Here is a 26,223-nt window from a genome sequence, read left to right as displayed (position 1 = left end):
AACTATCTCGGCAGGAAGTATCTCCGTTGCCCCTCGTGTTCGCCGGTTCGGGCAAGGCCGGTCGCGACCAGCGTCTCCAGAACCTCCTCAATCCGGTCGCGACGCTTCGCAGTGTTCCTTCCATCGAACACCGTGGCGATGGCTTCGGACGGGCTTGGTGCTGGGGCCTTCGCGAGAAGGTCCCGAACCAGCCTGATCTGCTCCAGACCGTCTGTCGGCCATTTCGGGCGGTCCACCTTGTCGGGTAGTTCGATGTCGAGCGTGCCGACGTGTTCGCCCTCCACCTTCGGCGCTTTTACGCCCAGCTTCGGTATCTGGTAGTCGGGGCGCAGCCAACGCACTAGCCCACGTCTCTCCTCTGCTGCCCGTTCCTGATTGAGCACGACAAGCCGCGTAAGCAGATCCTCCTCAGCCTGCTCCTGCGCTTCTGTCTTGTGAAGAGAAGGGAGCGTCGCACCGGGTTTTCCGACCAGTGTCGGGATGAGGTCACCCCAACCGTAGGCCGTAAGCACAGCGCGGTCTATGTCGTCGTGAATTTCCGCGAGCACCGAGACCAGCCCGGCCTGATGAACCTCTCGCTCTGCGTCAGTCAGCGGCGGCACGTCGCTGACGTTTTCCAACTCTCGAACCCGCTCTAGCGTATTATACAGAGCTGTCATGGTGAGGAATGAGTGCTCGGTGAGCTGCTGCTTGCGGAAAGTGTCCAATTGCTGACCTAGTTCACCAATGCGTTCATGCTGGGCGAAACGAAAGTCGTCCCCAAGAGGCCCACGTTCTACAGTGAGCGGAAACGGAAAGGGGTCGAAGCAAGTCGTATGGCTGTAGACAGGGTCGTTACCGACGCCCTGCCAACCCCCACGGGCAAGCGCAAACGTTACGTGAACACGGGATGACAGAACCGCAAGGATGTCTGCGCGAGGAGAGGCCACGACACGAACTTTTTGATCAGGGGCCGTGTCGCCGTCCACAAAGCGAAACAGCCGATGGCGGCTAGTCTCCGTGGTGCCGATATAGCGATCAAGTCCAGCCAATCCGTCACGCAACTGGTTGCCCGGACGGCCAAACAGCCACCACTTTTCCCTCCGATAGTCCATCGGATTTTGATCTCGCTCTGGCTTCACATTCTGCAAAAGGTGTTGATAAGTTCGCGGATAGGACGTGCGGATTTGATCAATCCCCAGACCATGGAAATCGATCACGAAGCTTTGCCTGCTCTTCTGATTGAGGTCGCGTCCGTTCACATATTTCCGAATGTATTGACCGATTATGTGGGGATCATCAGCTTGAAGCGACTGCGCGACGTTCGCGCTGATCATGAAGCCGCGGCCATAGGGCATGAAGCCCTTGATGCCCAGCTCAGCATTAGCTGAGAGCGGAAGTAGGACTGCTAAACTCACGCCCAAGTTGAGGTTTGAACGCAACCTGCCTTCATGCACTTCAAGCACCACCAGCGGAGTATCAGTGTTCAGCTCCGCCTCCGACACAACCTCGGCCAACACGCCCTCATGCTCCCCTCGCACTGCCACTGTCATGGCGATACGAACGGCAGCTTTGTCCGTCGCCTTCATCCACGGATGGTTCGGAACTGCGAAAACCAGTGACAGGGGTTCCTTGGCCGCCATGTGGCGCTCGATGACACGCCGGGAGAAGGTCTGGGTAATGGAGTTGGTGGTAATGAAACCAAAGCGCCTTAGCGGGTTCGTCTGGTCTTTGAGAGGCTTCCGAAGAAGTCGCGACGCGGCCTCGTCCCAGAAATGCATCACAAAATCCGCGCCGCCCGGCAAGTGAGGTCGGGCCGCCCAACAGGCTTCGGCGTAGCCGTCGCCAAGCTCATGCCTCATATCCTTGCCGCCGATGAAGGGCGGGTTGCCAACAATGAACTCGACTTCCGGCCATGGCGCACACTTCGGGTTCACATAGGTGTAGAGGGGGACGGTCGCATCGGGATCGGGGATTTCTTCCCCCGAGATTGGGTGGTGCTTCTTGGTCACCCCATCCCAGCGCGATAGGGGCCGCCCATCTGCGTCTCGCAATAGCTCCTGTCGGTCATAGGATAGAACTGCATCCTGCTGCTTGATGGTGCCGTAGGCATGCAAGATTGGCTCGGTGATCGACATAAGACCGGCGGTCTTGAGCTGCCATTTCAAATAGCCAATCCACAGCACAAGATCGGCGATTGGCACCGCGCGCGGGTTCAGTTCCAACCCGTAGTATTGGCGCGGACTGACAGTCTCACCCTCCATGGCGAACCGCGCTTGGTCCTCGCCAAGATCGTCCAACGCCTCTAGCACCTCACCTTCGAGCCGCTTCATCAGCTCAAGGCTGACATAGAGGAAGTTGCCGGTGCCACAGGCGGGGTCCAGCACACGTGTCGTGCAGAGTGTGTGGTGGTACGCCTTGACTGCCGCCAAAGCTCCGGCGTGGTCACTTTTGTCGCGCAACTCCTTTACTTGGCCCTTAACCAGCTCCCAATCCGCGCGTAACGGTTCGATGATCGTGGGGACTACCAGACGTTCGACATAGGCACGTGGCGTGTAATGCGCTCCGAGTTTAGACCGTTCGCGCGGATCAAGTGCTCGCTCAAGCAGCGTGCCGAAGATAGCAGGCTCGACGTTCGACCAGTCCTTGCTTGCCGCGATCCAGAGTTCGTTGATTTCGCTTTTGTCTAGCGGAAGCGCTGCCCGCTTCTTAAAAAGTGAGCCGTTGAATTTCTTCAAGGTGGCGTTGAGGTGCGGCGCGTAGCCGCCACCATCCATAACCGCCCATAGGCTCTCTAGCGCCGCCACAAAGTGTTCGGGCGTATCCTTCATCTGCCCCAGCAGCTTTTGAAAGCCCTTCTCCGGGATGAGCTTCACGTCCTCCGCAAACATTGTGAACAGGCAGCGCATGAGGAACTCGGCGACATCCTTCGCGTCGTGCTTACCCTCCAGCCGCTTGGCGATCTTGGCCAACCGTTCCGCTATATCGCGCGTGACCTCCGCCGATATGCGGGTCGGGTCGAGTGACAGCGGATCGGTCCAAATGGCTCGCAGCCGCGCCTGAACTTTCCCGTCGCGAAGATCATCCATGCCTATGCGAAAGGTTTGACGGTCGGGAAAATGGGCATAGTTTTTCCCCTGACCGGAGAAGTCGGCGAAAACCTCGATTGTGTGACCGACATCAACCACCAGCAGGAAAGGCGGATAGCCATGCTCGATGGGCAAGGCGCGGGCATAGTCCTCGGCCTGCTTGCGAGCAGCCAGCATGACCACATCCCAGCCACGGGTGCCCCGTTTGGCCTGACCGGGCTTGCGCTGGGTTGCGTCTTCCGGGATCAGCAGCAGCTGGCCGGGATCGATCTTGGCACCCTGACGCTTACCGGATTGCTTTGCTTCTAGGATGAAACATCCTCGTCGATAGCAGTCGATCCGCCCCGCCGAGCGCGTTCCATTGGGATGCTTGAAATCAACCCGGCGCTCGAAGACGTAGTCGTTTAGTTCGTTCTGCTCCTGCGCCATGGCGGGGCGCGGCAGATTAAGCGCGACGCATAGGCGCTCAATGAAAAGCTGATAGTTGGCCAGCTCAGAGCCGCCAGAGGCACGTGCCTCAGCGATCAGAGCATTAAGTTTTTCGGTGTCGATCTGAATTTCCCCCATTACGGCAAACTACCCGTCGCGATCCGTGGATGGCAATGCAAATCACTCGTTGCCGCGATGGGGAGGCCGGGGGCTGCGGCTGTTCGGCGTCTGGTTCCGCCCTGCGCCGAAAATCCGCCAAACGTAAATGGGTAGCGCGATCTGATCTGCATTGCTGACATGGCAACCCCATGGCGAGGCAGCAGTTGTCTACTCTCTCTTGCTAGCTGAAGCTTTTTTGCTCGCGTCAATCACCACAATTTCAGAAGCTGGCTCTCCGCGTGCCAAGCGCTCATTGCGGATATTTTGAATGGTATCGAGCTTCTTGCCGAGACCTCCATAGTCAAGCACTACGAAAAAGCCGTGATTGGTGCGGGAGGCGTCCTTGTAAATTTCCAGCTGCTTTTCGTAGCCATGAACGACCGTTCCTGACGAACGCTTCATCTCGACAAGGACGCGAGCGTGGTATCCCTTGGAATATTTGAAGTCGATAGGTCCGCCGCCCATATTCGCTTCCGGCGAGATGTCGATGTCGTTTGCCTCGCAAAAGCAGTCCGACATCGCAAAATAGATCAGCTGCGCAGCTCTCTCCTTCTTAGGCTTGTCACCAATCCAAAGCGCTTCCCATAGATTGCCCTTCTCAATGTGATGAGCGAAGCGTTCGATGGTATCGCGGACAACCTTCTTGATTTCATCGATCCCCTCGGCAACATCGTATTTCCGCTCACTTTTAAAGGTGTCTTGACCGCTTTGCAGTATCTCTTTGAGCTTGTAGTAGCCGAGCGCGTCGATATTTGGGTCGTAGTAGGTCGCGTTCTCTTTTACAGCTGCTATAAAAGCCTCAAAGACATCCTTCGACTGCATCGCGGCACTGCGTAAAGCGTCCTTGCGGTCAGCCACTGTTGGCTGGGCAATGCTTGCAAGCAGGGCATTTACACGCTGCCGGATCAATGTGTTCGCGTTGATCGCAGCTTCAATGTCGTCCCAGCTTCTAGCAATAGGTAGCTCCCGAACAATGTCGGAAGGCACAAGTACAATCGCCCGCTCATTTCCGTTCGCATTGGTGTAATGAGGCAACGCGATGTCCGGGGTTGCCTCAGAAGTCCTCATAGGGATGCCGAGTGGACCGCAGAACTCGCTTGTAAGTTTGGCAAGTTGCGGCTGGATTACGCGGGACGTCAGGTCGCTTATCGTGTCAGGTCCAACGTCTTCCTCGAAAAAGCCCATAAGCGAAATCATTTCGGGGTCTTCCGCTCCGAGTTCCACAATCTCCTTTGCAGTGCGGAGCATCGCGTCGCGTAGTTCTTCGGGGCGCGAATTTCCGGGACGGTCACTCGTGCCGTAGCCGAGGCCGTTCGCGGGCGCTTCACGTAAGCTCATCTGCCACTGAGCAGCTTTCCAAGCAGGATCGCCTTCCCGTTTGCATATCGCCAGCAAACGGACGACCCGCTGAAAATGAGTACAAAAGGTTTGGTATGCATCTTCTCGGATCAGCTTATTGCCGGATTTGTCCAAAAGGATCGGATCAATGAACAGCTGCGTATCAACTGTCAGGAATGGATCGATCAGGCCAGCCGCTGCCAAAGCCGCAGGGTCGATGTTGAAGTGCTGTGAGAACAGCAAAGGATTTGAGAACGTGGTCATTTAAGGCCCCCCATGACCTTTTGATCACTCTGCGAGATCTTGGGTGCTACGGCAATAGGCTATAGATGACAACTGTCGTTAGTCCACGAACTATATGCGTATTGGAGCCGCAAGACGCGTGCTCCCGCCGGGAATGCCGAGGACGTGGACTTTCACACCGCCTGATCCTTTGCTGCTATAGTCGAACTCCCGGTGCCAATGAATGTCCTACATCGCGGAGGTAGCTTTCCGGCATGCCATCCCAACTTAGTGAGCAAGCGCAGCAAATTCTTCCGCTATTCGGCATTCTGTTAGCCGGTATCCTCGTGGGTATGGCCTTGGAGCGCTTCCGTTCAACGATGCGTAGACGAGTATGGAGGGAAAGGAAGCGCAAGCGCTGGGCGAGAGAGCGCAGCGGAGGCGATGATATCCTTAGCGGCCTGCGGCCCACACCGAAGCCTGTTTCCACGCCGCCGAAAATAATTGATCCTGCAGACCAGTTGCGGATTGTTATGACAGCACAATTCACCATTCAGCCACTCCTTAATAGGAGCGAGGTGCGCGTCTTCAAAGAGCTTGACCGTATGGTGATCAGTTGCAATCCGGGATGGCAGGTGATGGCCCAAGTGTCATTGGGTGAGATACTTCGCAGCACGGATGCAGACGCGTATAGCTGCATCAATGCGAAGCGGGTTGACCTTCTTCTTGTCGACGAGAACTGCCACCCTCGACATGCTCTCGAATATCAAGGACATGCCCACCATCAGAGTTCGGCAGCGGCGCGTGATGCGGTTAAGAAGGAAGCGCTACGACGGGCTGGGATCGGATATCACGAGATTATAGGCGGTCACACCACCCCATCGGAGCTTAGGCGACTAGTCGAAAAACTCGTCCATAGACCAGTGCCTCCCGAAAGTGAGCGGACCGCCCACGGCGACCTGTGAAATTGATTTCACAAGCCGAGCGAATTGGGTGCTTCGATGGCTATAAGCAAGTCGGGGCTGTAGCTGTCAAAACCAGCGACAAATTTCCAAAAATTTCCCCAGCTACTCGCCCCTGCCATGACGGCGGTTGGCTTAGGCCTTCAAAAATCCGCTTGCTCCTGCCACTACTGCGGCAAGCTACGGGTCGGACGCGTGATGAAAAGATTTCACCTCCCGAAGAACCCGACCGGACGGTAGACCGAATACCCAAGCTCGCCGCGCGGATGCTCATTGGCCCATGCCAATACTTCATGAGTGGGGACGACAAGCGAGGTCTGCCCTGTCGGGTGATGGCGGTTCTTCCCACTTTTCATGTAGAACGCACCCGCATTACGGACGTAGATGCAGGGAGGATCGCGGCTTTCAATCTCCAAAACTCGATATAAGAGTATATGATGCTGGGTGTGCCGAACTACAGCGATTTGTCCGATTTCAGCGTTCCGATAGTAGGTTTCGATATCCTCTTGGGTCTGGTCAATGCAGGGTGAAACGGGGCGCGTGTCGTTCATGTTTTCTCTACACAATGGTTGAAAACTCGTATGCTTTCTATACTGCATCCCCACGTTCTCCCGGCCATAAAGTCCTTCGCAGCCGGTCTGTTGCCGATCAGGCAGGCGGAGACGGGCAAACTTTCGCTGGTAGTTAAGGTTTCAAAGGAGGCGATTTTAGCCGCCAGAACGAATGGCGGGTTCTCATTTTACCTCGCACCAATGAAGTCCACCACGGGGGGAACGGTCTCGCTTATGACCGCATTCTTTGATGATGAGGACGAACCCCTTGTCATAGCGACTGGCTTGTTCGCCAACGACCAGCACAGCTTAGACCTATTGGAGCTCCTCACATACAAAGAGGCTGACGTTTTCTTTTTCGATGAGCACAGCCGCGAATGGATGAGCTACCGCGTCACTCTCCACGACGAGGGGAGCTGCCTGAAGAGGAAGCAAAAGTTCAAGTTGCTAGAATACCATCCCGCGACCGCACGCAGCATCTTGGACAATCTACATTCGTGGTTTGGAAATCGGACGCCACTTGACGACCGGCGTTCCATCAAGGTGAAGTTTGAGGAGGCGCTTGCGCCTGAGGACATCTTTGTCATGGACGCGACACCCGAACACAACGATTATCTCGGTAGCGCCGGATACCGACGCGACAGTCTCACTCGCGAAGAACCCGGTTACTTCCAAGAGCGCGACATCGCGTCGGCACTGCGGCGCGTTTTCAAGCGAGATCAGATTGTAATCAACCCCCTGCGGCCCGACACAAACAAGGAGATTTTGGATGTGCTTGTGATAGCGGACAGCCACATCCTATTGATCCAAGCGAAAGACAGTCCGAATACAGAAAAAGCCAGTCGGACTAAGCTGGACCGTAAGCGGCGCAAATCGCTTTCTCAAATAGATGATGCGGTTCGTCAGATTGGTGGAGCTGCACGGTATCTCTTAAAAACCCAACCCGCCAAGTTGCTGATCGGAGGACATGAGGCGGAGCTTTCAATCGGACCAAGACCGCTTGTTGGCATCGCCGTTGTGAAAGAATTGTTTGATGACACGAGCGAACCATACGTCGAAGCCTGCGAAACCCTTGCTCATTTAAAGGGGGGTGGAATGACCTTTGACTACTCATCCTTTCACGCATTCAGCCACCACTTTGCGTCGGAGGAACGCTTTTTGAAAGCACTGGGCAAACTAATCAAGCGCGTCCTTATGGAGCGCAGTTGGACAAATCCCAAAGATTTCATAATGGACGACATCTTGGGAAATCTAAGCCAAAAATGACGGTGTGGGTTGCGTATTATGAAGAGGTTGCCAAGCACCAATTGCGAACGTTATCACATAGCGCCGCAAACGCCGCGTACTCCCGTCTCATTACCTCTTCGCTGATGCCCTTTAAGCGATTGTAGACTTCTGCGCTGTCGCCGTGACGCGACAAGTTCAAAGCTCCTTCCAGTGCGCCTTTCATCTGCTGAACCCTATCAACCTCGGTGCGCAATTTTTCGAGTTCTAACGTGGCCTTGTCGGTCGCCGGCTTCTTGGTCCCGTCGGGTAACAAGTCGTCATCAATTACTGCGAACCATGGGAGGCCAAAAGCCCGCGTGAGTTCTGCAAGTGGAGGAAGGCCGGCTGCCCCATCGGCTCTTACGATGGCAAGGGAGCATCCGTCGGCATCAAAGCCGAGCGCTGCGAACGCCAGACGAAACGCAAGCTCATCGGTCTTGCCCTCCGACATCAAAACACGTCGAGAGAAGGGGATTTCCAGCGTAGCTCGTCCGCGCTCCAAGCGCTCTTGCTGCTTGATCTCCTGTTTGATGTTGCTAGGCAGAAGCGGGTGCAATCTGACGCCGTCCGGTGTTCGCGAGAGACGGGCAATTCGCTGTTTGTCGGCAAAGGAAATGAACTCGGACGAGTGTGTTGTCACCACGATCTGGTAACCGCGCTCAGCCAGTTGCTCAAGGGTCACACGTAGCTTGCGGCGAAGATGAGGATGAAGGTGAGTTTCGGGTTCCTCGAAGAGAATGACAACACGCTCATTTCTCATCATTTCAGGATATTGGCTTATAACGTCCAGAGCGGCCAACCGCACCAAGCTCTGCACACCGTCCCCCATGCGACTAATCGGGATCGACGGCGCGTTGGCCTCCACTGCAAAGGCAACAGTCAGCTGCTGAACAAGCCACTCCTCAATCGACGCCAAATCAGGCGTAAGAGCAAAGGACGAGCGATCACCGAGATAATGGCCCAGCGCTTTCTCAAGCTTGGGTCTCAGATCGTCCTTCCAAAACGGAAACTCTCTAACCGCGTCGGTTAGGAATTGGTGGGCGTGCTGAATGCCAGCTGGCATGGATCGGGTCCCGCCTCGCCAATTGAAGTTCCAATCGGCTTCCAGAAATCTCTTTGACAGCAGGGTCGCCAAGCGACGTAGCGGGCCAGTCTTCCATTCGTAAAGAGATGCGTCAATTTGGTTGGGCCTAAGCACCCAGACTTCGGGAAGAAAATCTCGAATGTCATCCAATCGAGCGTTTACGGGACGGAACCCCACTCCCGTCCCTGCAAATGCGTCCTTTGCCTCACCCTTCACCGGGGTAGTCCTCGAAAATGAGATCGTCTTGCCAGCATCGTCTATGAGGTAATGACTGTGCTCCGGCCCCTTCCTAGTTATTCGGCCTTGGACATGGACGCCATGAACGAAAGCTGGTGAACCCATCCCTTGGACGGCAGGCAGCTTGCCTCTATCAGCCTCGAACCTGAGATAAATATGGAACTCCTCCGCCCGTCCGCTGTCTGCCCCGTGATGGAAGTCATAGCCATCTGGAGAAAACGTATGGAAGCCGCCTCCCTTGAGCGCCAATGCGATAGCATCCAACACCGTCGATTTTCCTGCGTTGTTCGCCCCTACGAGGTAGAGCGGTTGCATTAATGGAAACTCGACCTTAAGCCTGTCTGCCCCGCGAAAATCGTAGAGCTGGATTTCACTCAACCGAAAGCTGACCGTCGTGGTGCTCATGTGCTCGCCCCTACATAGCGAATACAAGCTCTAGACTATCTTGAAACCCATCTCCATCAATCACCAATCATATGACTTGCAACTGCCCTAATCGGCTGTCCGCGGCTGCCTATCCTTGGACTAGCGAAAAATCCGCCACTCCCGTACTGGCTATCGCTTAAGGAAGGCATGTTTCGGTGTTAGTTCTAGCTCTGGATAATTGTTGTTATCCCGGATGAGGCTCGACTGTTTGAGACGCACATCGCGCACTTGATTGAGCCGTGTCCGCTGCTCGCTATCACAAGCGTGAGAAAGCTGATATCCATTTCGGATGCAGTACGGCGAGACAGTGCAGCAAATGGTCGAGCAGCATATCCGGGAAGGGAAAGTTACGCTTGACCGGCAGCGAGCGCTAATCAACAGGCTCGGCGGCCTCAATCTGCCTCTTGAAAAGTCGCGTGAAATACTTGTCGTGCTTGAGCGCTCGCAAGCGCTGCAGGTCGCCCATCTCGGTCGGCTTTTACGTTGCGAACTGGCCCAGTGACTGCAAAAGGCATCCCTGAGGGAACCGGTGAGCGAGGCCAAATCTTGGCTCTTTTCAACCAGTTGGTTTCTTCGACCCTCCACCAATTCCCGCTGAGCAGGAACTCCCTTGATGCCCCGTCAGGTCATGGCGTTTACGTGATTTATGCGTCAGACGGCTTGGCCCTCCATGTTGGCAAGTCGAGCAGAGGGAGGCAGGGACTTCGCCAGCGTCTTGTGAACCATTTGGCGGGGCAGTCCTCATTTGTAAACTTGTATTTCGTGGGCGACCGAACTCAACTTCGAAACGGCTGCTGCTTCCGATATCTGGAAATTGAAAACCCACGCCTGCGCGCGCTTCTTGAAGCTTACGCGATAGGCTACCTATGTCCCGCCCATATTGGCCTGAACGACAAGCTCAAGGTATCACTTGACGCTACAGAACCCGCTCAAGGGCTGCGTCCGTGAACAAATCAACAGTGCGAAGGTAAGGCGCAAGGCCAGCCTCGCTGCGATGCCCCGTCACCTGCCTGATCTTGTAGTTAGTCGCTCCCGCCATTGCGGCGGAGGTCGCAAAGCCGCTCCGCAGGGAGTGAGCGGAGAAAACGGCAGGATCGTAACCGGCTTCACTGACACGAAGCTTGACGACATCGCTTACCGCTTCGCCGGATATGCGCTCGGGAAGGATGTGGCCGTGCTTGTCCATGCCGAGGAAGATCGGGCCGGTCTCTATGCCCGCGACCTCAAGCCATGCTTTCAGAGCGGCAATAGGGCAATGCCTCGTGCGCCCGAATGGCATAGCAATTTCACGTCCTGCGCCCTCTTGATCAGTCTTGCTTTTTCGGATCGTCACCAGTGCGCCTTGGCCTGTGAACGCGATATCCTGCACATCCAGCGCAACCAATTCGGAGCGGCGCAAGGCACAAGCCCAACCTAACAACAGCAGAGCGCGGTCCCTGATATCCTTGGTGCGGTCTCCCAGACGGTCGAGGATCGCGAACAGGTCATTGCGGAGAAGGGCCTGTGCCTGCCGTTGCTTGACCCCGATGGTCCGGCGCACACCGCGCAATGTCGCCCGTACCAACTCGCTCTTGGTCGGGTCATCGGCGTTGATGGCACGATGGGCTTTGCTGATCGAGGCCAGCCGCCGCTGTAAGGTCGCGACGGCATGGGTCTCCGCGCCTTCGGCCAGATATGCTGCGACCGTTTCCGGGGTCGCGGGGAGCCGTCTGCCAGTAGCCTCAAAGTGTGCGATGTCCAGTCGGTAAGCCCGCTTGCTCGCGTCGGCCAGTGAAGCCGTGACGAAGCGCTGCACATCTGCAGCGAGCGGCAACGCGTTTTGGTTCGTGAGGACGTGCGGCACCGTTCCGGTGTCGGTATGGCGTTCAACTTTGTACATCGGCGCGCTCCTCGTCCAGCACGGGAAGGTCGTCCCGGATCATGTCGAGCAACGCATCAGGGTCGGGCAGCTTCATGCCGTGATACCCGCTGTCGGCCAGACGCCTTAGCGTGACGGCGCAAGGCCACTGGACACGCTGCCGAACCAGTCCGCCCTCGACCCTGAATACAGCGCCATGCAACACTCCCACACGGTACTGAGCGGGGACATGCTTTCGGAACCATCGCCCGGTGGTCGTATCCCGTTTCAGGAAGCGAGCCAGCGTTGTCAGGCCTTCACGGCTAAAGCCATCATAGCAATAAGTCGGCAGACCGCTGCGAGTGGTCACTATATACGGGAGTTCGTCGTCTTGGACAGGGAGCTTCCCGAATGGAAGGGCTAGGGTCAGAAGTGGCAGCAGGACCGGAAGCGCTTCCCGTGTTCGACGCCATCCCTGCTCGGCCAGCCCCGTAATCTCGTGGTCGATCCCGGCAGACCTTATGGTGGCGAACAGCGCCTTGGGGTCTGCCTTCTGGCTCGCTGCCTGTCCCGTCCACCTGACACCAGACGCGTGTAGCGCCGCCAGAGAGGCCCCCAGAAGCGCTCCGCGACCTTCGATGCGGGAAAGGTGCTCCGACAAGTCTTCGCGCGCCAGAGTGCTCCGTAGATCGTCAAGCTCGTGATGATGCGACAGGGCGATTAGGAGGTCATCAGCCGCACGGCATTTTCTTGATAGGCATGCCTGCTTCACCAACAGCGACGCCACGGCCCATTCTCCGCCGAACGACTGGCGAAAGGTCTTGCCCAACGTGCCAGCGAATACCAACGCAACGCAATCGAGGTTGGCCAATCCCACGTCTTCCACCGCGATCCCGGCCAAACGCCGCCAAAGCTTCGCCGGATCGGAGCGCAGAAGCGTCATGGCGGCGCTCAACGCGAGTTCGACATCACCGCGTCTGATCCCCTTCTGCATTGCGGACATTGCTACCCATGGCGATATGGGGAGCGGTTCGACTGTCGGAGCTTTATGGTCGGATGCGAGCGCTCGGAAGGTCGGATCGGTGGCGTCGAATAGCGGCTGGAACATTTCGGTCTCCCTGTTTCGGGGAGGCCAGAACCTTGGCCCCGCTTGCCAGCGTGGGGAACAAAGCCAGAGCATGCGAACTATTATTTCAGCTTTTTTGCTTCCAGCACCCGTTGGTAAACGGTCGGAAAGGTTGAAGTCGATGCCCGTCAGAAATGCATAGTCTTTCTGCAAGGAACTACTGGTCAGACACTGATCGGGTCATCATGTGAAATTGATTTCACACCACAGGGGAACATTACCTTCGGGACCGCAATTGTTGCTCGGCATGTCCCTAGCCTCCTGCCCGCATTCGTTCGCGCGGGACATACGCAGTTCGGTTTCCCACAACGACATGAATTACCTTTCCCTGTTTGGGGTTGCTGATTTCTGCCGTGAGGTAAAACGTGCTTTCCCGGAGATGTCTCCCGAAACCATTTCGGGCCATTGCAATGTCTCTGGCTACATCCCCCGAGCGTTGGTGAAACCTAGGGGCTATGGGGTGAGGAAGGCCGACCCAACGGGGAGGCAGGGAGCGAAGCGACCTTCTTCCCGAAATCTGGTTTGTGTTCGGGTGATGGTGGTTCCCGTGAGCCTTGGCGAGACGGGAACTTAGATCACTACATATGTCCGTTTCTTTTTCTAGTCCCCTGTATAATATGTAATGATCTAATTTGACCATCTAACAGTTCTATATACTGGAGAAGGAAGAAACGGACATTCCGCGCCCCGGCCTCATTTCAAGTGCTTCCAAAGGCCCGGATTGAGAGCCTTGAAGCTCGGCGGGGGGTTCTTCCCTGTGTTCTGATAGTGGGTGGTTACCATGTCCAGCGCGACCTTCCAGTATTTTCGTATAGTCGGGATGTGGGGATATTCGAAGAACAGCCCCCGCACCTCGGTCACTTTCGCCGTTGGGTCTGCCTTCTTTATCTTCCGGTTCGCTTCGCGTTCGAGGTGCTGCACTAGCTTCACTCCGCTCATAAATTCCCTCCAGTTGGCGAAGACGATTTCCAAAATCTCCACCTGCACGCCCTCGGGCCAGACTTTGGCCAATCCGATCAAACAGCCGAAATCATCGCGGGTTTCGCGTTCGCGTAAATTGGGTATCCATTTGAGGACCTTGACCAATCTGGCCTCAACCATTTCCAACTTCCCATCATCCGGCAGGTCGTGAAGCTCTTCGGGGGTGAGAGACAAGCTTAGGGCTTTGTTCAACCTCGCAACGTCTGCCGGGCCATCCAAGGCATCGCTGAGCGCCTTCTTTTCGACCTGTAGCTTCGTGCGCTGTTCGGGCACGTGTTTCGCCAGATATCGGCGAACGAACGCAACCATCTTCTTGGCATAGGTGCGTGGCGTCGGTTTCTCTCCCGGTTCCGCGATGCGAACCAGAGTTATGTTCCCCGTAGTATCGAAGACGAACGACTTGTCCTTGATCAGCCTGCGGATAGTCCTCTCATCAACTCCCAACGCTTGGCCGCGTTCGCGGTGGGACATGCTGCACCACAGGAACCCATCAAAGTTGTAGGGGTCTTTGGCGATATTGGACGCGATCAGCTTTTTGAGGGCTGTCACATTCGGGCTGCAGGTCATAGAGACTAGCCCCCTTCTGAAATTGATTTCACTCGTCGGGAACCGTCAGGTTGCAACCTTCCGCACTGGCCTAGGAACGAATTGCCAAGAACGGTCCATGAACGTTCTCCCCCGATTTTCCCCGTATTGTTGGGGAAAACGCGGGGAATGTTCTGTGTTCGACCCGTGGGGAAAAGGGAGTGGTTAGCTTCCACACCATTGAAAAATAAGGGAAAGCTGGTGCTGCGAGAGAGGATTGAACTCTCGACCTCTCCCTTACCAAGGGAGTGCTCTACCACTGAGCTACCGCAGCCTGCGATGGCGGCGCTTCTGCCATATCGAACCGGCAAGCGCAAGGCCAAGAAAAACCCAAAGCGTCGCATGCCGCGGTCCTGAACGACTGCACGGTTTCTGGGTGGTCCGCATGGGAATGCAGCGGCCCTGAAAGCCGCTCCCAGCCAGCTTTGCGACATGGCCGCGCCACAATGTTGGCTATCCCTGAGCCGCTGCCGGCTGGCCGCCGATCTGGACGGGACGATGAACGACAAGGCAAATCCACAGAAAAACAGTGGCGACGGGCGCAAGGAGCGGCTCGCCGAGGCGTTGCGCGCAAATCTGCAAAAACGCAAGGCGCAGGCGCGCTCGCGGAGCGCCGGCGACGCTGAAAGGCACCGCGCCGGTGACGCTGAAAGGCAGCGCGCCGGTGACGCCGACAAACGGCCGGAGGGGCTGCCGACTGCTGAAAAAATGCAGAAAGACTAACTCAAATCAGCCACACTGAACGGCCACGCTGGCCGGGCAGCGGGGAAATCCTATTTCTTGAACCATGCCGGCCAATCGTCTAGAGCCGGACATACTCAACCGATTTGAAGTCGGCCATTCGGCCGAGGGGACCTGTTTCATGGATCGCATCAGAATTGTCGGCGGCAACAAGCTCGCCGGAAGCATTCCGATCTCGGGCGCGAAAAACGCGGCGCTGCCGCTGATGATCGCATCGCTGCTCACCGACGACACGCTGACGCTGGAGAACGTGCCGCATCTGGCCGATGTCGAGCAGCTGATCCGCATCCTCGGCAACCATGGCGTCGACTATTCGGTCAACGGCCGGCGCGAAAAGCAGCAGGAAGGCTATTCCCGCACTATCAATTTCTCGGCCCGCAACATCGTCGACACCACCGCGCCTTACGAGCTGGTGTCGAAAATGCGCGCTTCGTTCTGGGTGATCGGCCCGCTGCTTGCCCGCATGGGACAGGCCAAGGTCTCGCTGCCCGGCGGCTGCGCCATCGGCACGCGTCCGGTCGACCTGTTTCTCGAAGGCCTGCAGGCGCTTGGCGCCGAACTCGACGTCGACAATGGCTACATCATGGCCAAGACGAAGAACGGCCGCCTGGAGGGCAACCGCTTCGTCTTTCCGAAAGTATCGGTCGGCGCCACGCATGTGCTGATGATGGCGGCGTCGCTCGCCAAGGGCGAAACGGTGCTCGAGAACGCCGCCCGCGAGCCCGAGATCGTCAATCTCGCCGAATGCCTGGTCGCCATGGGCGCCAAGATCGATGGCGCCGGCACCTCCACCATCACCATCCAGGGCGTCGAGGCCTTGTCCGGCGCGCGTGTCCGCGTCATACCGGACCGGATCGAGACCGGCACCTATGCCATGGCGGTGGCCATGACCGGCGGCGACGTCGTGCTCGAAGGCGCCCGGCCCGACCTGCTGCAGTCCGCGCTCGACATCATCGCCGAGACCGGCGCCGAGATCACGCCGACCAACGCCGGCATCCGGGTGCAGCGAAACGGTGCCGGGATCTCCCCGGTCGACGTGACGACCGCGCCCTTCCCCGCCTTCCCGACCGACCTGCAGGCGCAGTTCATGGGGCTGATGACGATGGCCAAGGGCAAGTCGCGCATCACCGAGACGATTTTCGAGAACCGCTTCATGCATGTGCAGGAACTCGCCCGCCTCGGCGCCCACATCACGCTCTCCGGACAGACGGCAATCGTCGACGGCGTCGCCAAGCTGAAGGGCGCACCGGTGATGGCGACCGACCTGCGCGCCTCGGTATCGCTGGTGATTGCAGGCCTTGCCGCGGAAGGCGAGACCACGGTCAACCGCGTCTATCACCTCGACCGCGGCTTCGAGCGGCTGGAGGAGAAGCTCTCCGGCTGCGGCGCGGTGATCGAACGGATTTCCGGCTGACGCTTCGCCGCACCCATTTCGGGCAGGTTGCACCAGCGGCAAAGACCTCCTAGAGCGTTTTCGTCTCGATCAAACGAGAGCAAAAGGCTCCGGCTTTTTGTTTGGGCGTGATCTTTTGCCGAAAAACCGGTTTCCACTTTTCGGGATGATGCTCTAACAGAGGCTTGAACCACCAACCTTCAGGTGCGCATTCCGCATGGCCGCTCTCAAGCTCATCGCGCTCGACGACCAGGACCTGGGCATTGTCTCGGCCCATGTCCAGGACGCCGTGATGAAGGTGTCCGACCTCGAATACCTGCCGGCAGCCAAGCGCTTCGTGCTGACCATGAACCGCTTCGTCTGGGAGGCGAAGTCCGGCTTTCTGCGCCAGCACAACGAGCGGCGGCGCAGCGTGCTGCATTTCGACCGCGTGCTCGGCGTCAAGACCAGCGGCATTGCGCGCAACAAGCCAGACGAGGTGCTGTCGCTGCTGGCCATCAGCTTCGTCGCCATCAGCAGACCGGCCGGCATCATCGAGCTGGTGTTTGCGGGCGGCGGCGCAATCATGCTCGACGTCGAGTGCATCGAAGCCAGGCTTGCCGATGTGGGTGGCGCCTGGGAAGCCACGTCACGTCCCCTCCACAGGGCCTGAGCGTATCAAATGGCCATCACACTCAATCAGCAAGATCCCGATTTCGAGCAGCGCTTCTCGGCCTTCCTGTCGACCAAGCGCGAAGTTTCGGCTGATGTCGACGCCGCCGTGCGCGATATCATCGCCCGCGTGCGCGGCGAAGGCGACAAGGCGCTCGCCGACTACACGCTCCGCTTCGACAAGGCCGATCTCGGCAAGCTCGGCGTCGCCGTTTCCAGCAGCGACATCGCCGGTGCCTACGCAGCCGCCGACCCGGCCACAATCGAGGCGCTCACATTCGCACGCGACCGCATCCGCTCCCATCACGAGCGGCAGAAACCCAGGGACGACCGCTACACCGACGCCGCGGGCGTCGAGCTCGGCTCACGCTGGACGGCGATCGAGGCGGTCGGACTCTACGTGCCGGGCGGAACAGCCAGCTATCCAAGCTCGGTGCTGATGAACGCGGTGCCGGCCAAGGTCGCCGGGGTCGAGCGGATCGTCATCGTGGTGCCGGCGCCGAACGGCGTCATCAATCCGCTGGTGCTGGTGGCGGCCGATCTGGCCGGCGTATCCGAGATCTATCGCGTCGGCGGCGCGCAGGCGATTGCGGCGCTGGCCTATGGCACCGAGACGATCAGGCCGGTCGCCAAGATCGTCGGGCCCGGCAACGCCTATGTCGCGGCGGCGAAGCGCCAGGTGTTCGGCACCGTCGGCATCGACATGATCGCCGGGCCGTCGGAAGTGCTGGTGGTGGCCGACGCCGACAACGACCCGGACTGGATCGCCGCCGACCTGCTGGCCCAGGCCGAGCATGATGTGTCGGCGCAGTCGATCCTGATCACCGACAGCGCCGGGTTCGGCAAGGCGGTGGAGCAAGCGGTCGAGCGCCAGCTGAAGAGCCTGCCGCGCGCCGAGACGGCGGCGGCGAGCTGGCGCGATTTCGGCGCCGTGATCCTGGTGCCGACGCTCGAGGCCTCGCTGCCGCTGGTCGACCGCATCGCGGCCGAGCATGTCGAGCTCGCAATCGACGACGCGGAGAGCTTCCTCGCCAGAATGCGCAATGCCGGCGCCGTGTTTGTCGGCCGGCACACGCCGGAAGTCATCGGCGACTATGTCGGCGGCTCCAACCACGTGCTGCCGACGGCACGCTCGGCGAGGTTCTCCTCGGGGCTGTCGGTGCTCGACTTCGTCAAGCGCACCTCCATCCTGAAGCTCGGCCCGGAGCAGCTCAAGCTGCTGGCGCCGGCGGCGATCGCGCTCGCCAAGGCGGAAGGGCTCGAGGCGCATGGGCGGTCCGTCGGCATACGGTTGAACATGTAGCGATGTCCGGCCATCATCAAAACCGCGACAGGCTCATCGACGTCGAGCTCGACGAGACGATCGGCCGTTCGACGCCCGATGTCGAGCACGAGCGGGCGGTGGCGATCTTCGACCTGATCGAGGAGAACAGTTTTCGCCCGCTCAACGACGATGGGGCCGGCCCATACAGGCTCAAGCTGTCGCTGGCCGAGTCGCGCCTTGTCTTTGCCGTCAGCCGCGAGGACGGCGCCGACGTGGTCACCCATATTCTGTCGCTGACGCCGCTGAGGCGCATCGTCAAGGACTACTATCTGATCTGCGAGAGCTATTACGAGGCCATCCGCTCCTCGACGCCCAGCCATATCGAGGCGATCGACATGGGCCGGCGAGGCCTGCACAACGAAGGCTCGCAGACGCTGATGGACCGGCTGGCGGGCAAGATAGAGATCGACTTCGACACCGCGCGCCGGCTGTTCACGCTCGTCTGCGTGCTGCATTGGCGGGGTTAGATCAGGATGACTTTTCGGTGAACCGCCATCCTGATCTAACTCTCTGGCGGAGCATGATCTTCTCCGAAAGCCGGTTCCCACTTTTTGCGTTCGCTGACCGCCGGTTCGGGATCATGCTGTTTTGTTGGAGCATGATCTTCTCCGAAAACCGGTTCCCACTTTTCGGGATCATGCTCTAGTGCTGGCCGCGCTGCCTCATTCGATCCTGTTTGTGTGCGGCATGAACGCCGTGCGCTCGCCAATGGCGGAGCAACTGGCCAGACGGATGCTGCCCGCCACCACCTTCGTCGCCTCGGCCGGCCTGCGCGGCGGCGAGCGCGATCCCTTCGTCGATGCCGTGCTTGCCGAGGAGGGCCTGACGCTCGGCGGGCGCCAACCCAGAACGCTGGACGAGCTGGAAGACGACTATTTCGACCTGATCGTGACGCTGGCGCCGGAAGCGCACCACGCCGCGCTCGAGTTAACGCGCTCTCTCGCCGTCGAGGTCGAATACTGGCCGATGCCGGATCCGACCGACACAGGCGGCACGCGCGACCACATCATGGCCGCCTATCGCGATGTCCGCGAGCGGCTGAAGGCCCGTATCAGCAAGCGTTTTGCGGCTACGGGAGTGAATGGCCCAGCCGATTAAGCTTGTTCACAAGCGGGCGATTATCATATAGGTTCCGCCGCAAATTCCGGCCGGCCGCCGGAACCGCCATCCAAGCAAAGGTATCGAATGCCGAAGGAAGAAGTCCTCGAGTTTCCAGGTGTGGTCACGGAACTGCTGCCCAATGCGATGTTCCGCGTGAAGCTCGAAAACGAACACGAGATCATCGCCCATACGGCCGGCCGCATGCGCAAGAACCGCATCCGCGTGCTGACCGGTGACAAGGTCCTGGTCGAGATGACGCCTTACGACCTGACCAAGGGCCGCATCACCTATCGTTTCAAGTAACAGCCTGGCGGGAATCTGGAGCCGGATGATTTCAGGCCTGTCAGGCCTGGAATCTGAATCCGGCTCCAAATCAAAGAGTGGAGCATGATGTCCTCCGAGAACCGCTTCACAATTTTCGGCATCATGCTCCCATGAGCAGCCTGCCGAAGCTCGTGCTTGCCTCGGGTTCGCCGCGCCGCATCGAACTGCTGCAGCAGGCCGGCATCGAGCCGGACCGGATCCTGCCTGCCGATGTCGACGAGACGCCGCTGCGCGCCGAGCATCCGCGCTCGCTGGCCAAACGCCTGTGCAAGGACAAGGCCGAGAAAGCGCTGGAATCGCTGAAGAGCGAGGAAGGGGCCGCACCGGCCTTCATTCTTGCCGCCGATACGGTGGTGGCGGTCGGGCGGCGCATCCTGCCCAAGGCCGAGACGATCGATGACGCCGTCAACTGCCTCGGCCTGCTTTCAGGCCGCTCGCACCGGGTCTATTCCGGCATCTGCTTGATCACGCCGGGCGGCAAGCTGCGCCAGAAGCTGGTGGAGACGCGGGTTCGCTTCAAGCGGCTGCCGCGCGAGGAGATCGACGCCTATGTCGCTTCCGGCGAGTGGCGCGGCAAGGCAGGCGGGTACGCGGTGCAGGGCCTGGCCGGTTCCTTCGTGGTCAAGCTGGTCGGCTCCTACACCAATGTGGTCGGCCTGCCGCTCTATGAAAGCGTCGCGCTGCTTTCGGGCGAGGGGTTCAAGGCTTACCGGAACTGGCAAGCCGCGCGGCCATGAGCCTGGATCACCCATGAGCCTGGACCAGCATGAGTCTTGACGACAAGGTGACGCCGCTCAGGCCGAAGCGGCCCTGTCCCGAATGCGGCAAGCCTTCGGCGCGCGAGCACTATCCGTTCTGCTCGGCGCGCTGCAAGGACATCGACCTCAATCGCTGGCTGAAGGGCGCCTACGTCATCCCCGGGCGTGACAGCGAGGAGGAAGAGGGCGACAGCCCGGCGCAAGGCCCCTCGCCTGAAGACGGGGAGTGAGCGCTCACCCGGCGTTCAGCCGTTTGGCGGCGATTTTTCTTTCCCGATGAAATCGGCAGCCAAGCTAAGTGATTGTTTTTACGCATTTGCGGACAGAAAACCGCTGCGCACTTTTCCTGCAATCGCTCTGGACAGGCCCAATTCCCGTGCTATAACCCACGCGCTTTCAAGGGGTGCCGCCCGGCGCCCCAAGAAACCCGGCGCGCGATCCCGTTAGCCGGTACAGGCCCAGATAGCTCAGTTGGTAGAGCAGCGGACTGAAAATCCGCGTGTCGGTGGTTCGAATCCGCCTCTGGGCACCATCCCCTTTTCTGTCCGACCCGGAGACATAGGTAACAGCTTGTCCCTAAGACATGGGTGACAACCTCGTGCCGAACGGGTTGTCGATGGTCTGCAAGGTTCTCTGCTCCAGGTCGATATATCCGAGATCATAGTGCATGAAGGAGACGAGCCAAATGCCGTCGTCGACTTCGGTGATGCCGAGCCTCTGGCCGGCGAGCACGATCGAGATGTTGATTTTCTTGCGATGCATGCAGACGCGGCCGCAAGCGGTGACCATGATGTCCTTGTCATGGAAGGGATAGATCAGCTCGGGCAGTCCGCTGTAGGGCCTTGAAGAGGGCGTGTAGAGCTCGGCCGGCACCTTCATGGCAATGCCTTCGTGCGGCCTTTCGGCATTGAATTCGTTCACGAAGTCGTCGAACTTTGCCTGCTGCTGCAATACGTTCATGCCCGGCGGACGCGTAGCCTCTTTCTTCAGCGTCAGATGCATGCGCTCATGGCGGCCGTTCTGCTGTGGACAGCCCGGCTGGATGCGCTCGAGGCTGACGCCCAGCCGCAGCCACCAAACCGACAGTCGCGACAGATTGTAGAGCCCGTTGGGCGAGGCGAACGGCAGGCCGTTATCGCTTCTGATGGCGGCGGGCAGGCCGCGTTCCTTGAAGAGCCGCACGAAGGCTTCGATGACCGGAGCCTCCTTTGTCGATTCAAGCGCTTCGCACAGTAAAAGGTAACGCGACGCCTGGTCGGTGACCGTCAGGGGGTAACAGTAGCGACCGTCGCCGGTCTTGAACTCGCCCTTGAAGTCGGCACACCATAGATCATTGGGCTGGACGGCTTGCGACAACGGCGTGCCCATGGCCTTGTTCGCCCGGTTCCTCTTGCGGGGCCTGGCTCACAAGGCCGTGGCGGTCGAGAACCGCATGCACCGTGCTCTTGGCAGGAATGCGCGCATCGCCGGCGAGCTTCCTGATCAGCAGTTCCTTGATCTTCCTGGCGCCCCAGTGCGGCTTGTCCCGCTTGGTCTCAACAATCAGCCGCTCGATCTGGTCGGGCAGTTGGTTGGCGTCGCGCACCGGCCGCCGAGAACGGTCGCAAAGCGCCTCCAATCCTTCATCCTGGTAGCGGTTGAAGATCTTGTAGCCGGTCTTCCTCGATATCCCGAACGCCCGGCACACCTGGCTCATGCCTTCTCCCTCCAGAAGGCGAGCCACAAAGCGAAGACGTTCTTCCATCTCCGAACACTCTCTCCACGGCATCAACACCTCCCGGCAAAAACCGAAAAGTGTTACCCATGTGTCCGGTACAAATCGTCACCTATGTCTCAGGTCGCTCATTCTCCCGGCGCTCCCTTTCGCCGAAGCTTCTACGCTTCAGCCCCCGCAAATTGCTGAATCTGCTTTCCTTTTTCGGCACGAAAGATCCGCTTGGGCGAATTTCATCGCAGTTCGGCAAACTTCGTCCAACGGGGCGAGGTGTTGGTATTTTTGTTGGTATCTGAGACCCTGTTGGTATCGAAGCGCCAAAACAGGAGGTCCCACAATGGCTCTCTCCGACGTGAAATGCCGCAACACCCGGCCCGCGTCCAAGCTCCAGAAGCTATCCGACGGCGGCGGGCTGCAGCTATGGGTGCAGCCGTCGGGAACAAGGCTATGGCGCCTCGCCTACCGGTTCGACGGGAAGCAGAAGCTGCTGTCTCTGGGCAGCTATCCTGTCATTTCTCTCGCTGATGCCCGCCAAGCACGCGATGAAGCCAAACGCCTCCTCAAGGCTGGTGCCGACCCGGCCCAGCAGCGCAAATTCCAGAAAGCTAGTTCGTCAAAAGACACCTTTCGCTCAATCGCGGACGAATACGTTGAAAAACAGAAGAAGGAGGGACGTGCCGACCGGACGATCAACAAGGTCAAATGGCTGCTCGACTTTGCCTACCCGACAATTGGCGACAAGTGCATTCGGGAGATCGATCGGGCCATGATTCTTACCGCCCTCCGTCGCGTGGAGGTTCGCGGCCGATACGAGTCGGCAGGCGACTACGCTCCACCCTTGGTAGCGTGTTTCGATACGCAATCGCGACCGCTCGCGCCGAGGCAGATCCGACGATCGCCCTGAGGGGTGCACTCATCAGTCCAACAGTCACGCCACGTGCCGCGATTACCGAGCCGAAGGCTTTGGGAGGCTTGCTGAGAGCGATCGATGCATTTGACGGACAGCCCACAACCCGAGCGGCCCTGAAACTGATGGCGCTGCTGTTTCCCCGCCCCGGCGAGTTGCGTGCGGCCGAATGGGACGAGTTCGATTTCGAAAGCTCGGTGTGGATCATCCTGACGCACGCATGAAAATGCGACGGCCGCACCGCATAGCCCTTTCAAGGCAGGCTGTTAACTCCCTAACCTCACTTAGGAAAATCTCTGGTGGCGGTTCGCTGCTGTTTCCTAGTGTTCGATCGGGTTCGCGTCCGATTTCCGACAATACGCTTAACGCCGCCCTGCGCCGCCGCGAGAGAGGCTGGGGTTACCGAAGCCGAGGCCTCTACGTCGTCTCTCTCGTCGGTCTCAATTGGAGTTCGCTCACGCGCGACTTCCTGCGAATTGAAGCCAAACCTTGACTGAACCAATGGGTCAGATACTTTCAGGTTCGTGCTTTGAAAAAAGTGGCAGCGCGGCAGAAGCGGTAGCCACGATCAATCTCAGCAGACGGCCACGCCCATTTCCCAGGATCGGTGCTGCCATTTCCGCTTGCAGTGCTACCATGCTAATCCGAGATTTCACAAGCAGTATAGAATTGCCATGATACCAATCTACATCGGGTATGATCCGCGCGAATCCCGAGTTCTAGACGTAGCACGATGGAGCGCCTATCGGCGAACAAGCACGCCGTTGCAGATACGGCCCCTCGTGCTTAAAGACCTTGTAGCCCAGGGAATCATGAACCGACCGATCGAGGTCCGTGATGGTAAGCTCTGGTGCCCAATTTCCGAGGCACCCATGGCCACCGAGTTTGCCATATCGCGCTTTGCCGTTCCGTTTCTGCGGCAAGGCGGCTGGGCCATGTTCTGCGATTGTGACGTCCTGTTTCTGCAGGACCCGGTCAAGCTGCTCGACCTGGTCGATCCTTCCTACGCGATCATGGCGGTTAAGCACCAGCAGCGCGAATCCGAAGCGGTCAAGATGGACGGACAAACGCAGACGTTCTATCGCCGCAAGAACTGGTCGTCGGTCGTTTTGTGGAACCTGGACCATCCCGCCAACAAACGGCTGACCAACGAGATGCTTAATACGTTGCCCGGACGTGACCTCCACGCCTTCAAATGGCTTGAGGACCATGAGATCGGGGAATTGCCCCTGGCATGGAACTACCTGGTAGGGGCTTCGGCTTCGGAACTCAATCCCGCCGATGTCTCGCTGGCGCACTACACGCTCGGCGGTCCTTGGTTTGCGGGCTGGTCGGGCGCGACGCAATGGGACGAATTGTGGAGCCGAGAAGAAAAGATCCTGCGCGCCTATGAGGAACATGCGGTTCAGATTCCCGGATGAAAATTCCGCTCTCGGATCATCTCTTGCCCATCTTCCCAAAGCCAATTCTTCGCTTGCCCAGAGTGACGGGTCCCGCCCTGGTGATGGGGTCGGCGCCGAATTTTCGCCTCCCGCGGGGACATGATGCCCATTGGGCACTTGTGACCGTCAACGCTTCCCAGCTTTTGGCGGAAACCTTCGGCCTTCCCATTCCTGATATCGCGCTGATCCGCCGCGGCATTTTGATCGGCGCGGGTGGGCAGGATATCTACAAGCGTGATTTGTTAAAAGGACGGCAGGCAAAGCATCTGATCATCCCGGTCTGGCAGGAGGTTGAGGACAAGCTGAAAGCCAGTTGCTGCACCTTCAATTATCGCTATGACACCTTGCAGGCACTTACCAAGTGGCAGCTAGCCAACATCGTTTGGCGGCTTAGCGGCAAATATCATCTTTCCGGCGGCTGGCACCGGAAAATCTCCACCGGAGCCTTCGCGATCATACTGGCGCGTTTCGCTGGTTTCACCCCTGTTGTGGTCAGCGGGTTTTCCCTGTCCCAAGCAGGGCATGGATATGACACCCGAAACGCCTTTCGATATCATGCCGAAGAAGATGCGGATTTGCTTCGACGGGTGGTGCAAAGAGGCGAGCCGATCTACGCAGAGGACAGAGACTTCGCCGCAGAAAGTGGATTGCCCTTATGGCAGGGATAGGCGCGATGAGGGTGGTCTGCTAACCGCTGAGCGCCTGACGTTGCCCCCAGTTTCTATCCAGTTTTGAGTTCGTTTCCGGCGTGGGTTGTGCCCTGCTGGGCGGGTGAAGCGACGGTCGCTGGCGTGGAGCCTTTGGCATAGCGCAGCGCGAGCGACCGTCGCGGATTGAAGGTGGCGGCGAACTCAGCCGGTGTCTGCCAGGCGATTTGGGAGTGCGGCCGCGCGGTGTTGTACATAACACCCACGGGACTGGGATTGAACGCGAGCTTTGCTATCCGTGGCATCCGTGGGCCGGGCTGCAGGTCCATACCCATGAAGTGATCAAGAAGGGTGATGTGACGATTTTCCGCTGCAGCCTTTCCGGCCAAGCGTCGGACCGGTGGCTGGAGGTTCCGGCGTGGATGTTCGACCGATCGGCTGGCGTGAGCTGGCGCATCACGGCTGCCGCGCAGGTCGATCTTGCCGTGCTTGTCGCCTTGGCTGAGCTTCTCCATGACACAGGCGTGCCGTCGCAATCTCAGAAGATCGGCGCAGCATCGGACTCTCACGACTCGAATCGGGGAGAGGTCCATGCCGCGCAAGCCCACGACTTACCAGTTCGATCTGTTCTCCAGGTTGAACGACACCGACATGATGATGGAGGCGCCGCGATGGCAGGCGCTGCCTGTCGAGACGCGTCGGTCAGTGACGAAGCTGATGGTGCGTCCGATCCTCGACCACGTCGGCGGCGATCGCGCAGGAGATCGGCATCGGGGGTCTTCTCCACGAGCGCGCGCAGGTTCATCATGTCGTCGGTCATCGGGGGACTGTCAGGAATTCTGTGCGCGAGGCCGGTTTCGTCACTGGCCGACGAACCTTTCGCCGAAGACGACGGCGAACTGGGTCTTGGCCTCGAACCACTCGCGCGGCGGTCGTTTCCATTCCTCGGC

21 protein-coding genes, 2 tRNA genes and 3 pseudogenes are annotated in these 26,223 nt (G+C 58.8%); 16 read left to right on the top strand and 10 right to left on the bottom strand.

Going from position 1 to position 26,223, the window contains the following annotated elements:
• Window positions 1-2: 2 nt before the first annotated feature.
• Window positions 3-3,635: a DNA methyltransferase gene (locus EN818_RS25230; RefSeq protein WP_135905601.1), complete on the bottom strand. Its 3,633-nt coding sequence runs from the start codon at window positions 3,633-3,635 to the stop codon at window positions 3-5.
• A 189-nt stretch (window positions 3,636-3,824) separates the two neighbouring features.
• Window positions 3,825-5,258 carry a hypothetical protein gene (locus EN818_RS25225; RefSeq protein ID WP_135905599.1) on the bottom strand — a complete coding sequence of 478 codons (1,434 nt, stop codon included), beginning with the start codon at window positions 5,256-5,258 and terminating at the stop codon, window positions 3,825-3,827.
• A 233-nt stretch (window positions 5,259-5,491) separates the two neighbouring features.
• Between EN818_RS25225 and EN818_RS25220 the strand changes: the two genes are divergently transcribed.
• The gene (locus EN818_RS25220) at window positions 5,492-6,181 is read left to right on the top strand and encodes a DUF2726 domain-containing protein (protein WP_135905597.1); all 690 of its coding nucleotides are present in this window, start codon (window positions 5,492-5,494) and stop codon (window positions 6,179-6,181) included.
• Between the two features lie 206 nt (window positions 6,182-6,387).
• Here EN818_RS25220 and EN818_RS25215 read toward each other — a convergent pair whose 3' ends face one another.
• Window positions 6,388-6,729, bottom strand: a complete 342-nt coding sequence (locus EN818_RS25215) for a hypothetical protein (protein ID WP_135905595.1) — start codon at window positions 6,727-6,729, stop codon at window positions 6,388-6,390.
• Between the two features lie 30 nt (window positions 6,730-6,759).
• On the opposite strand from EN818_RS25215, the gene EN818_RS25210 reads away from it, so the two are divergent.
• Window positions 6,760-7,995: a hypothetical protein gene (locus EN818_RS25210; RefSeq protein WP_135905593.1), complete on the top strand. Its 1,236-nt coding sequence runs from the start codon at window positions 6,760-6,762 to the stop codon at window positions 7,993-7,995.
• A gap of 16 nt (window positions 7,996-8,011) precedes the next feature.
• On the opposite strand, the gene EN818_RS25205 is transcribed toward EN818_RS25210, so the two are convergent.
• Window positions 8,012-9,721 (bottom strand): AAA family ATPase, encoded by a 1,710-nt coding sequence (locus tag EN818_RS25205; protein ID WP_135905591.1) that lies wholly within the window; start codon window positions 9,719-9,721, stop codon window positions 8,012-8,014.
• A gap of 310 nt (window positions 9,722-10,031) precedes the next feature.
• Between EN818_RS25205 and EN818_RS25200 the strand changes: the two genes are divergently transcribed.
• Window positions 10,032-10,244, top strand: coding sequence for a hypothetical protein (locus EN818_RS25200; RefSeq protein WP_135905589.1), 213 nt, complete (start codon window positions 10,032-10,034; stop codon window positions 10,242-10,244).
• Between the two features lie 414 nt (window positions 10,245-10,658).
• Here EN818_RS25200 and EN818_RS25195 read toward each other — a convergent pair whose 3' ends face one another.
• The 4 genes from EN818_RS25195 to EN818_RS25180 all read right to left on the bottom strand — a co-directional run bounded on the left by EN818_RS25195 (window position 10,659) and on the right by EN818_RS25180 (window position 14,545).
• Window positions 10,659-11,621 carry a site-specific integrase gene (locus EN818_RS25195; protein ID WP_135905587.1) on the bottom strand — a complete coding sequence of 321 codons (963 nt, stop codon included), beginning with the start codon at window positions 11,619-11,621 and terminating at the stop codon, window positions 10,659-10,661.
• On the bottom strand, window positions 11,608-12,687 hold the full coding sequence (locus EN818_RS25190; RefSeq protein ID WP_135905585.1) for a hypothetical protein: 1,080 nt from the start codon (window positions 12,685-12,687) through the stop codon (window positions 11,608-11,610). The genes EN818_RS25195 and EN818_RS25190 overlap by 14 nt, the downstream gene beginning before the upstream one ends.
• A 711-nt stretch (window positions 12,688-13,398) precedes the next feature.
• Complete coding sequence (locus EN818_RS25185; RefSeq protein ID WP_135905583.1) at window positions 13,399-14,235, bottom strand: hypothetical protein; 837 nt, start codon at window positions 14,233-14,235, stop codon at window positions 13,399-13,401.
• Between the two features lie 235 nt (window positions 14,236-14,470).
• Window positions 14,471-14,545: transfer RNA gene (locus tag EN818_RS25180), tRNA-Thr, on the bottom strand.
• 224 nt (window positions 14,546-14,769) lie between these two features.
• Here EN818_RS25180 and EN818_RS25175 point away from each other — a divergent pair.
• From EN818_RS25175 to EN818_RS25130, 10 genes are all read left to right on the top strand, one after another.
• Entirely contained in the window at window positions 14,770-14,994 is a 225-nt protein-coding gene (locus tag EN818_RS25175) for a hypothetical protein (RefSeq protein WP_189523836.1), read from the top strand.
• 139 nt (window positions 14,995-15,133) lie between these two features.
• Window positions 15,134-16,426 carry a UDP-N-acetylglucosamine 1-carboxyvinyltransferase gene (gene murA / locus EN818_RS25170; RefSeq protein WP_135905579.1) on the top strand — a complete coding sequence of 431 codons (1,293 nt, stop codon included), beginning with the start codon at window positions 15,134-15,136 and terminating at the stop codon, window positions 16,424-16,426.
• Between the two features lie 196 nt (window positions 16,427-16,622).
• Entirely contained in the window at window positions 16,623-17,057 is a 435-nt protein-coding gene (locus tag EN818_RS25165; RefSeq protein ID WP_135905577.1) for a DUF2948 family protein, read from the top strand.
• A gap of 9 nt (window positions 17,058-17,066) precedes the next feature.
• Window positions 17,067-18,359: a histidinol dehydrogenase gene (gene hisD / locus EN818_RS25160; RefSeq protein ID WP_135905575.1), complete on the top strand. Its 1,293-nt coding sequence runs from the start codon at window positions 17,067-17,069 to the stop codon at window positions 18,357-18,359.
• Between the two features lie 2 nt (window positions 18,360-18,361).
• Window positions 18,362-18,847, top strand: coding sequence for a UPF0262 family protein (locus EN818_RS25155; RefSeq protein ID WP_095807919.1), 486 nt, complete (start codon window positions 18,362-18,364; stop codon window positions 18,845-18,847).
• Window positions 18,848-19,025: 178 nt separating this feature from the next.
• On the top strand, window positions 19,026-19,478 hold the full coding sequence (locus EN818_RS25150; protein ID WP_281036013.1) for a low molecular weight phosphatase family protein: 453 nt from the start codon (window positions 19,026-19,028) through the stop codon (window positions 19,476-19,478).
• An 87-nt stretch (window positions 19,479-19,565) separates the two neighbouring features.
• On the top strand, window positions 19,566-19,784 hold the full coding sequence (gene infA / locus EN818_RS25145; protein ID WP_006200926.1) for a translation initiation factor IF-1: 219 nt from the start codon (window positions 19,566-19,568) through the stop codon (window positions 19,782-19,784).
• A gap of 131 nt (window positions 19,785-19,915) precedes the next feature.
• Window positions 19,916-20,542 carry a Maf-like protein gene (locus EN818_RS25140; RefSeq protein ID WP_135905573.1) on the top strand — a complete coding sequence of 209 codons (627 nt, stop codon included), beginning with the start codon at window positions 19,916-19,918 and terminating at the stop codon, window positions 20,540-20,542.
• A gap of 29 nt (window positions 20,543-20,571) precedes the next feature.
• Window positions 20,572-20,793, top strand: a complete 222-nt coding sequence (gene yacG, locus EN818_RS25135; RefSeq protein ID WP_095807915.1) for a DNA gyrase inhibitor YacG — start codon at window positions 20,572-20,574, stop codon at window positions 20,791-20,793.
• Between the two features lie 226 nt (window positions 20,794-21,019).
• A tRNA-Phe gene (locus EN818_RS25130) sits at window positions 21,020-21,095 on the top strand.
• 44 nt (window positions 21,096-21,139) lie between these two features.
• Here the strand turns inward: EN818_RS25130 and EN818_RS25125 are convergent.
• A pseudogene (locus tag EN818_RS25125) lies at window positions 21,140-22,331 on the bottom strand (IS481 family transposase).
• A gap of 283 nt (window positions 22,332-22,614) precedes the next feature.
• On the opposite strand from EN818_RS25125, the pseudogene EN818_RS25120 reads away from it, so the two are divergent.
• The 3 genes and pseudogenes from EN818_RS25120 to EN818_RS25110 form a co-directional block, all read left to right on the top strand.
• A pseudogene (locus EN818_RS25120) lies at window positions 22,615-23,566 on the top strand (integrase arm-type DNA-binding domain-containing protein); the annotation flags it as partial.
• A gap of 430 nt (window positions 23,567-23,996) precedes the next feature.
• A complete protein-coding gene (locus tag EN818_RS25115; RefSeq protein ID WP_245521426.1) occupies window positions 23,997-24,605 on the top strand; it encodes a hypothetical protein in 609 nt (202 codons plus the stop codon).
• Window positions 24,602-25,294, top strand: a complete 693-nt coding sequence (locus EN818_RS25110; RefSeq protein WP_135905568.1) for a hypothetical protein — start codon at window positions 24,602-24,604, stop codon at window positions 25,292-25,294. The genes EN818_RS25115 and EN818_RS25110 overlap by 4 nt, the downstream gene beginning before the upstream one ends.
• A 53-nt stretch (window positions 25,295-25,347) precedes the next feature.
• Here EN818_RS25110 and EN818_RS33800 read toward each other — a convergent pair.
• Window positions 25,348-25,527: pseudogene (locus EN818_RS33800) on the bottom strand (IS3 family transposase); the annotation flags it as partial.
• Window positions 25,528-26,223 lie beyond the last annotated feature (696 nt).

Origin of the sequence: Mesorhizobium sp. M3A.F.Ca.ET.175.01.1.1 (genome assembly GCF_004791945.1) — a bacterium.
Lineage (GTDB): Bacteria > Pseudomonadota > Alphaproteobacteria > Rhizobiales > Rhizobiaceae > Mesorhizobium.
This window is presented reverse-complemented; position numbering and strand designations above follow the sequence as displayed.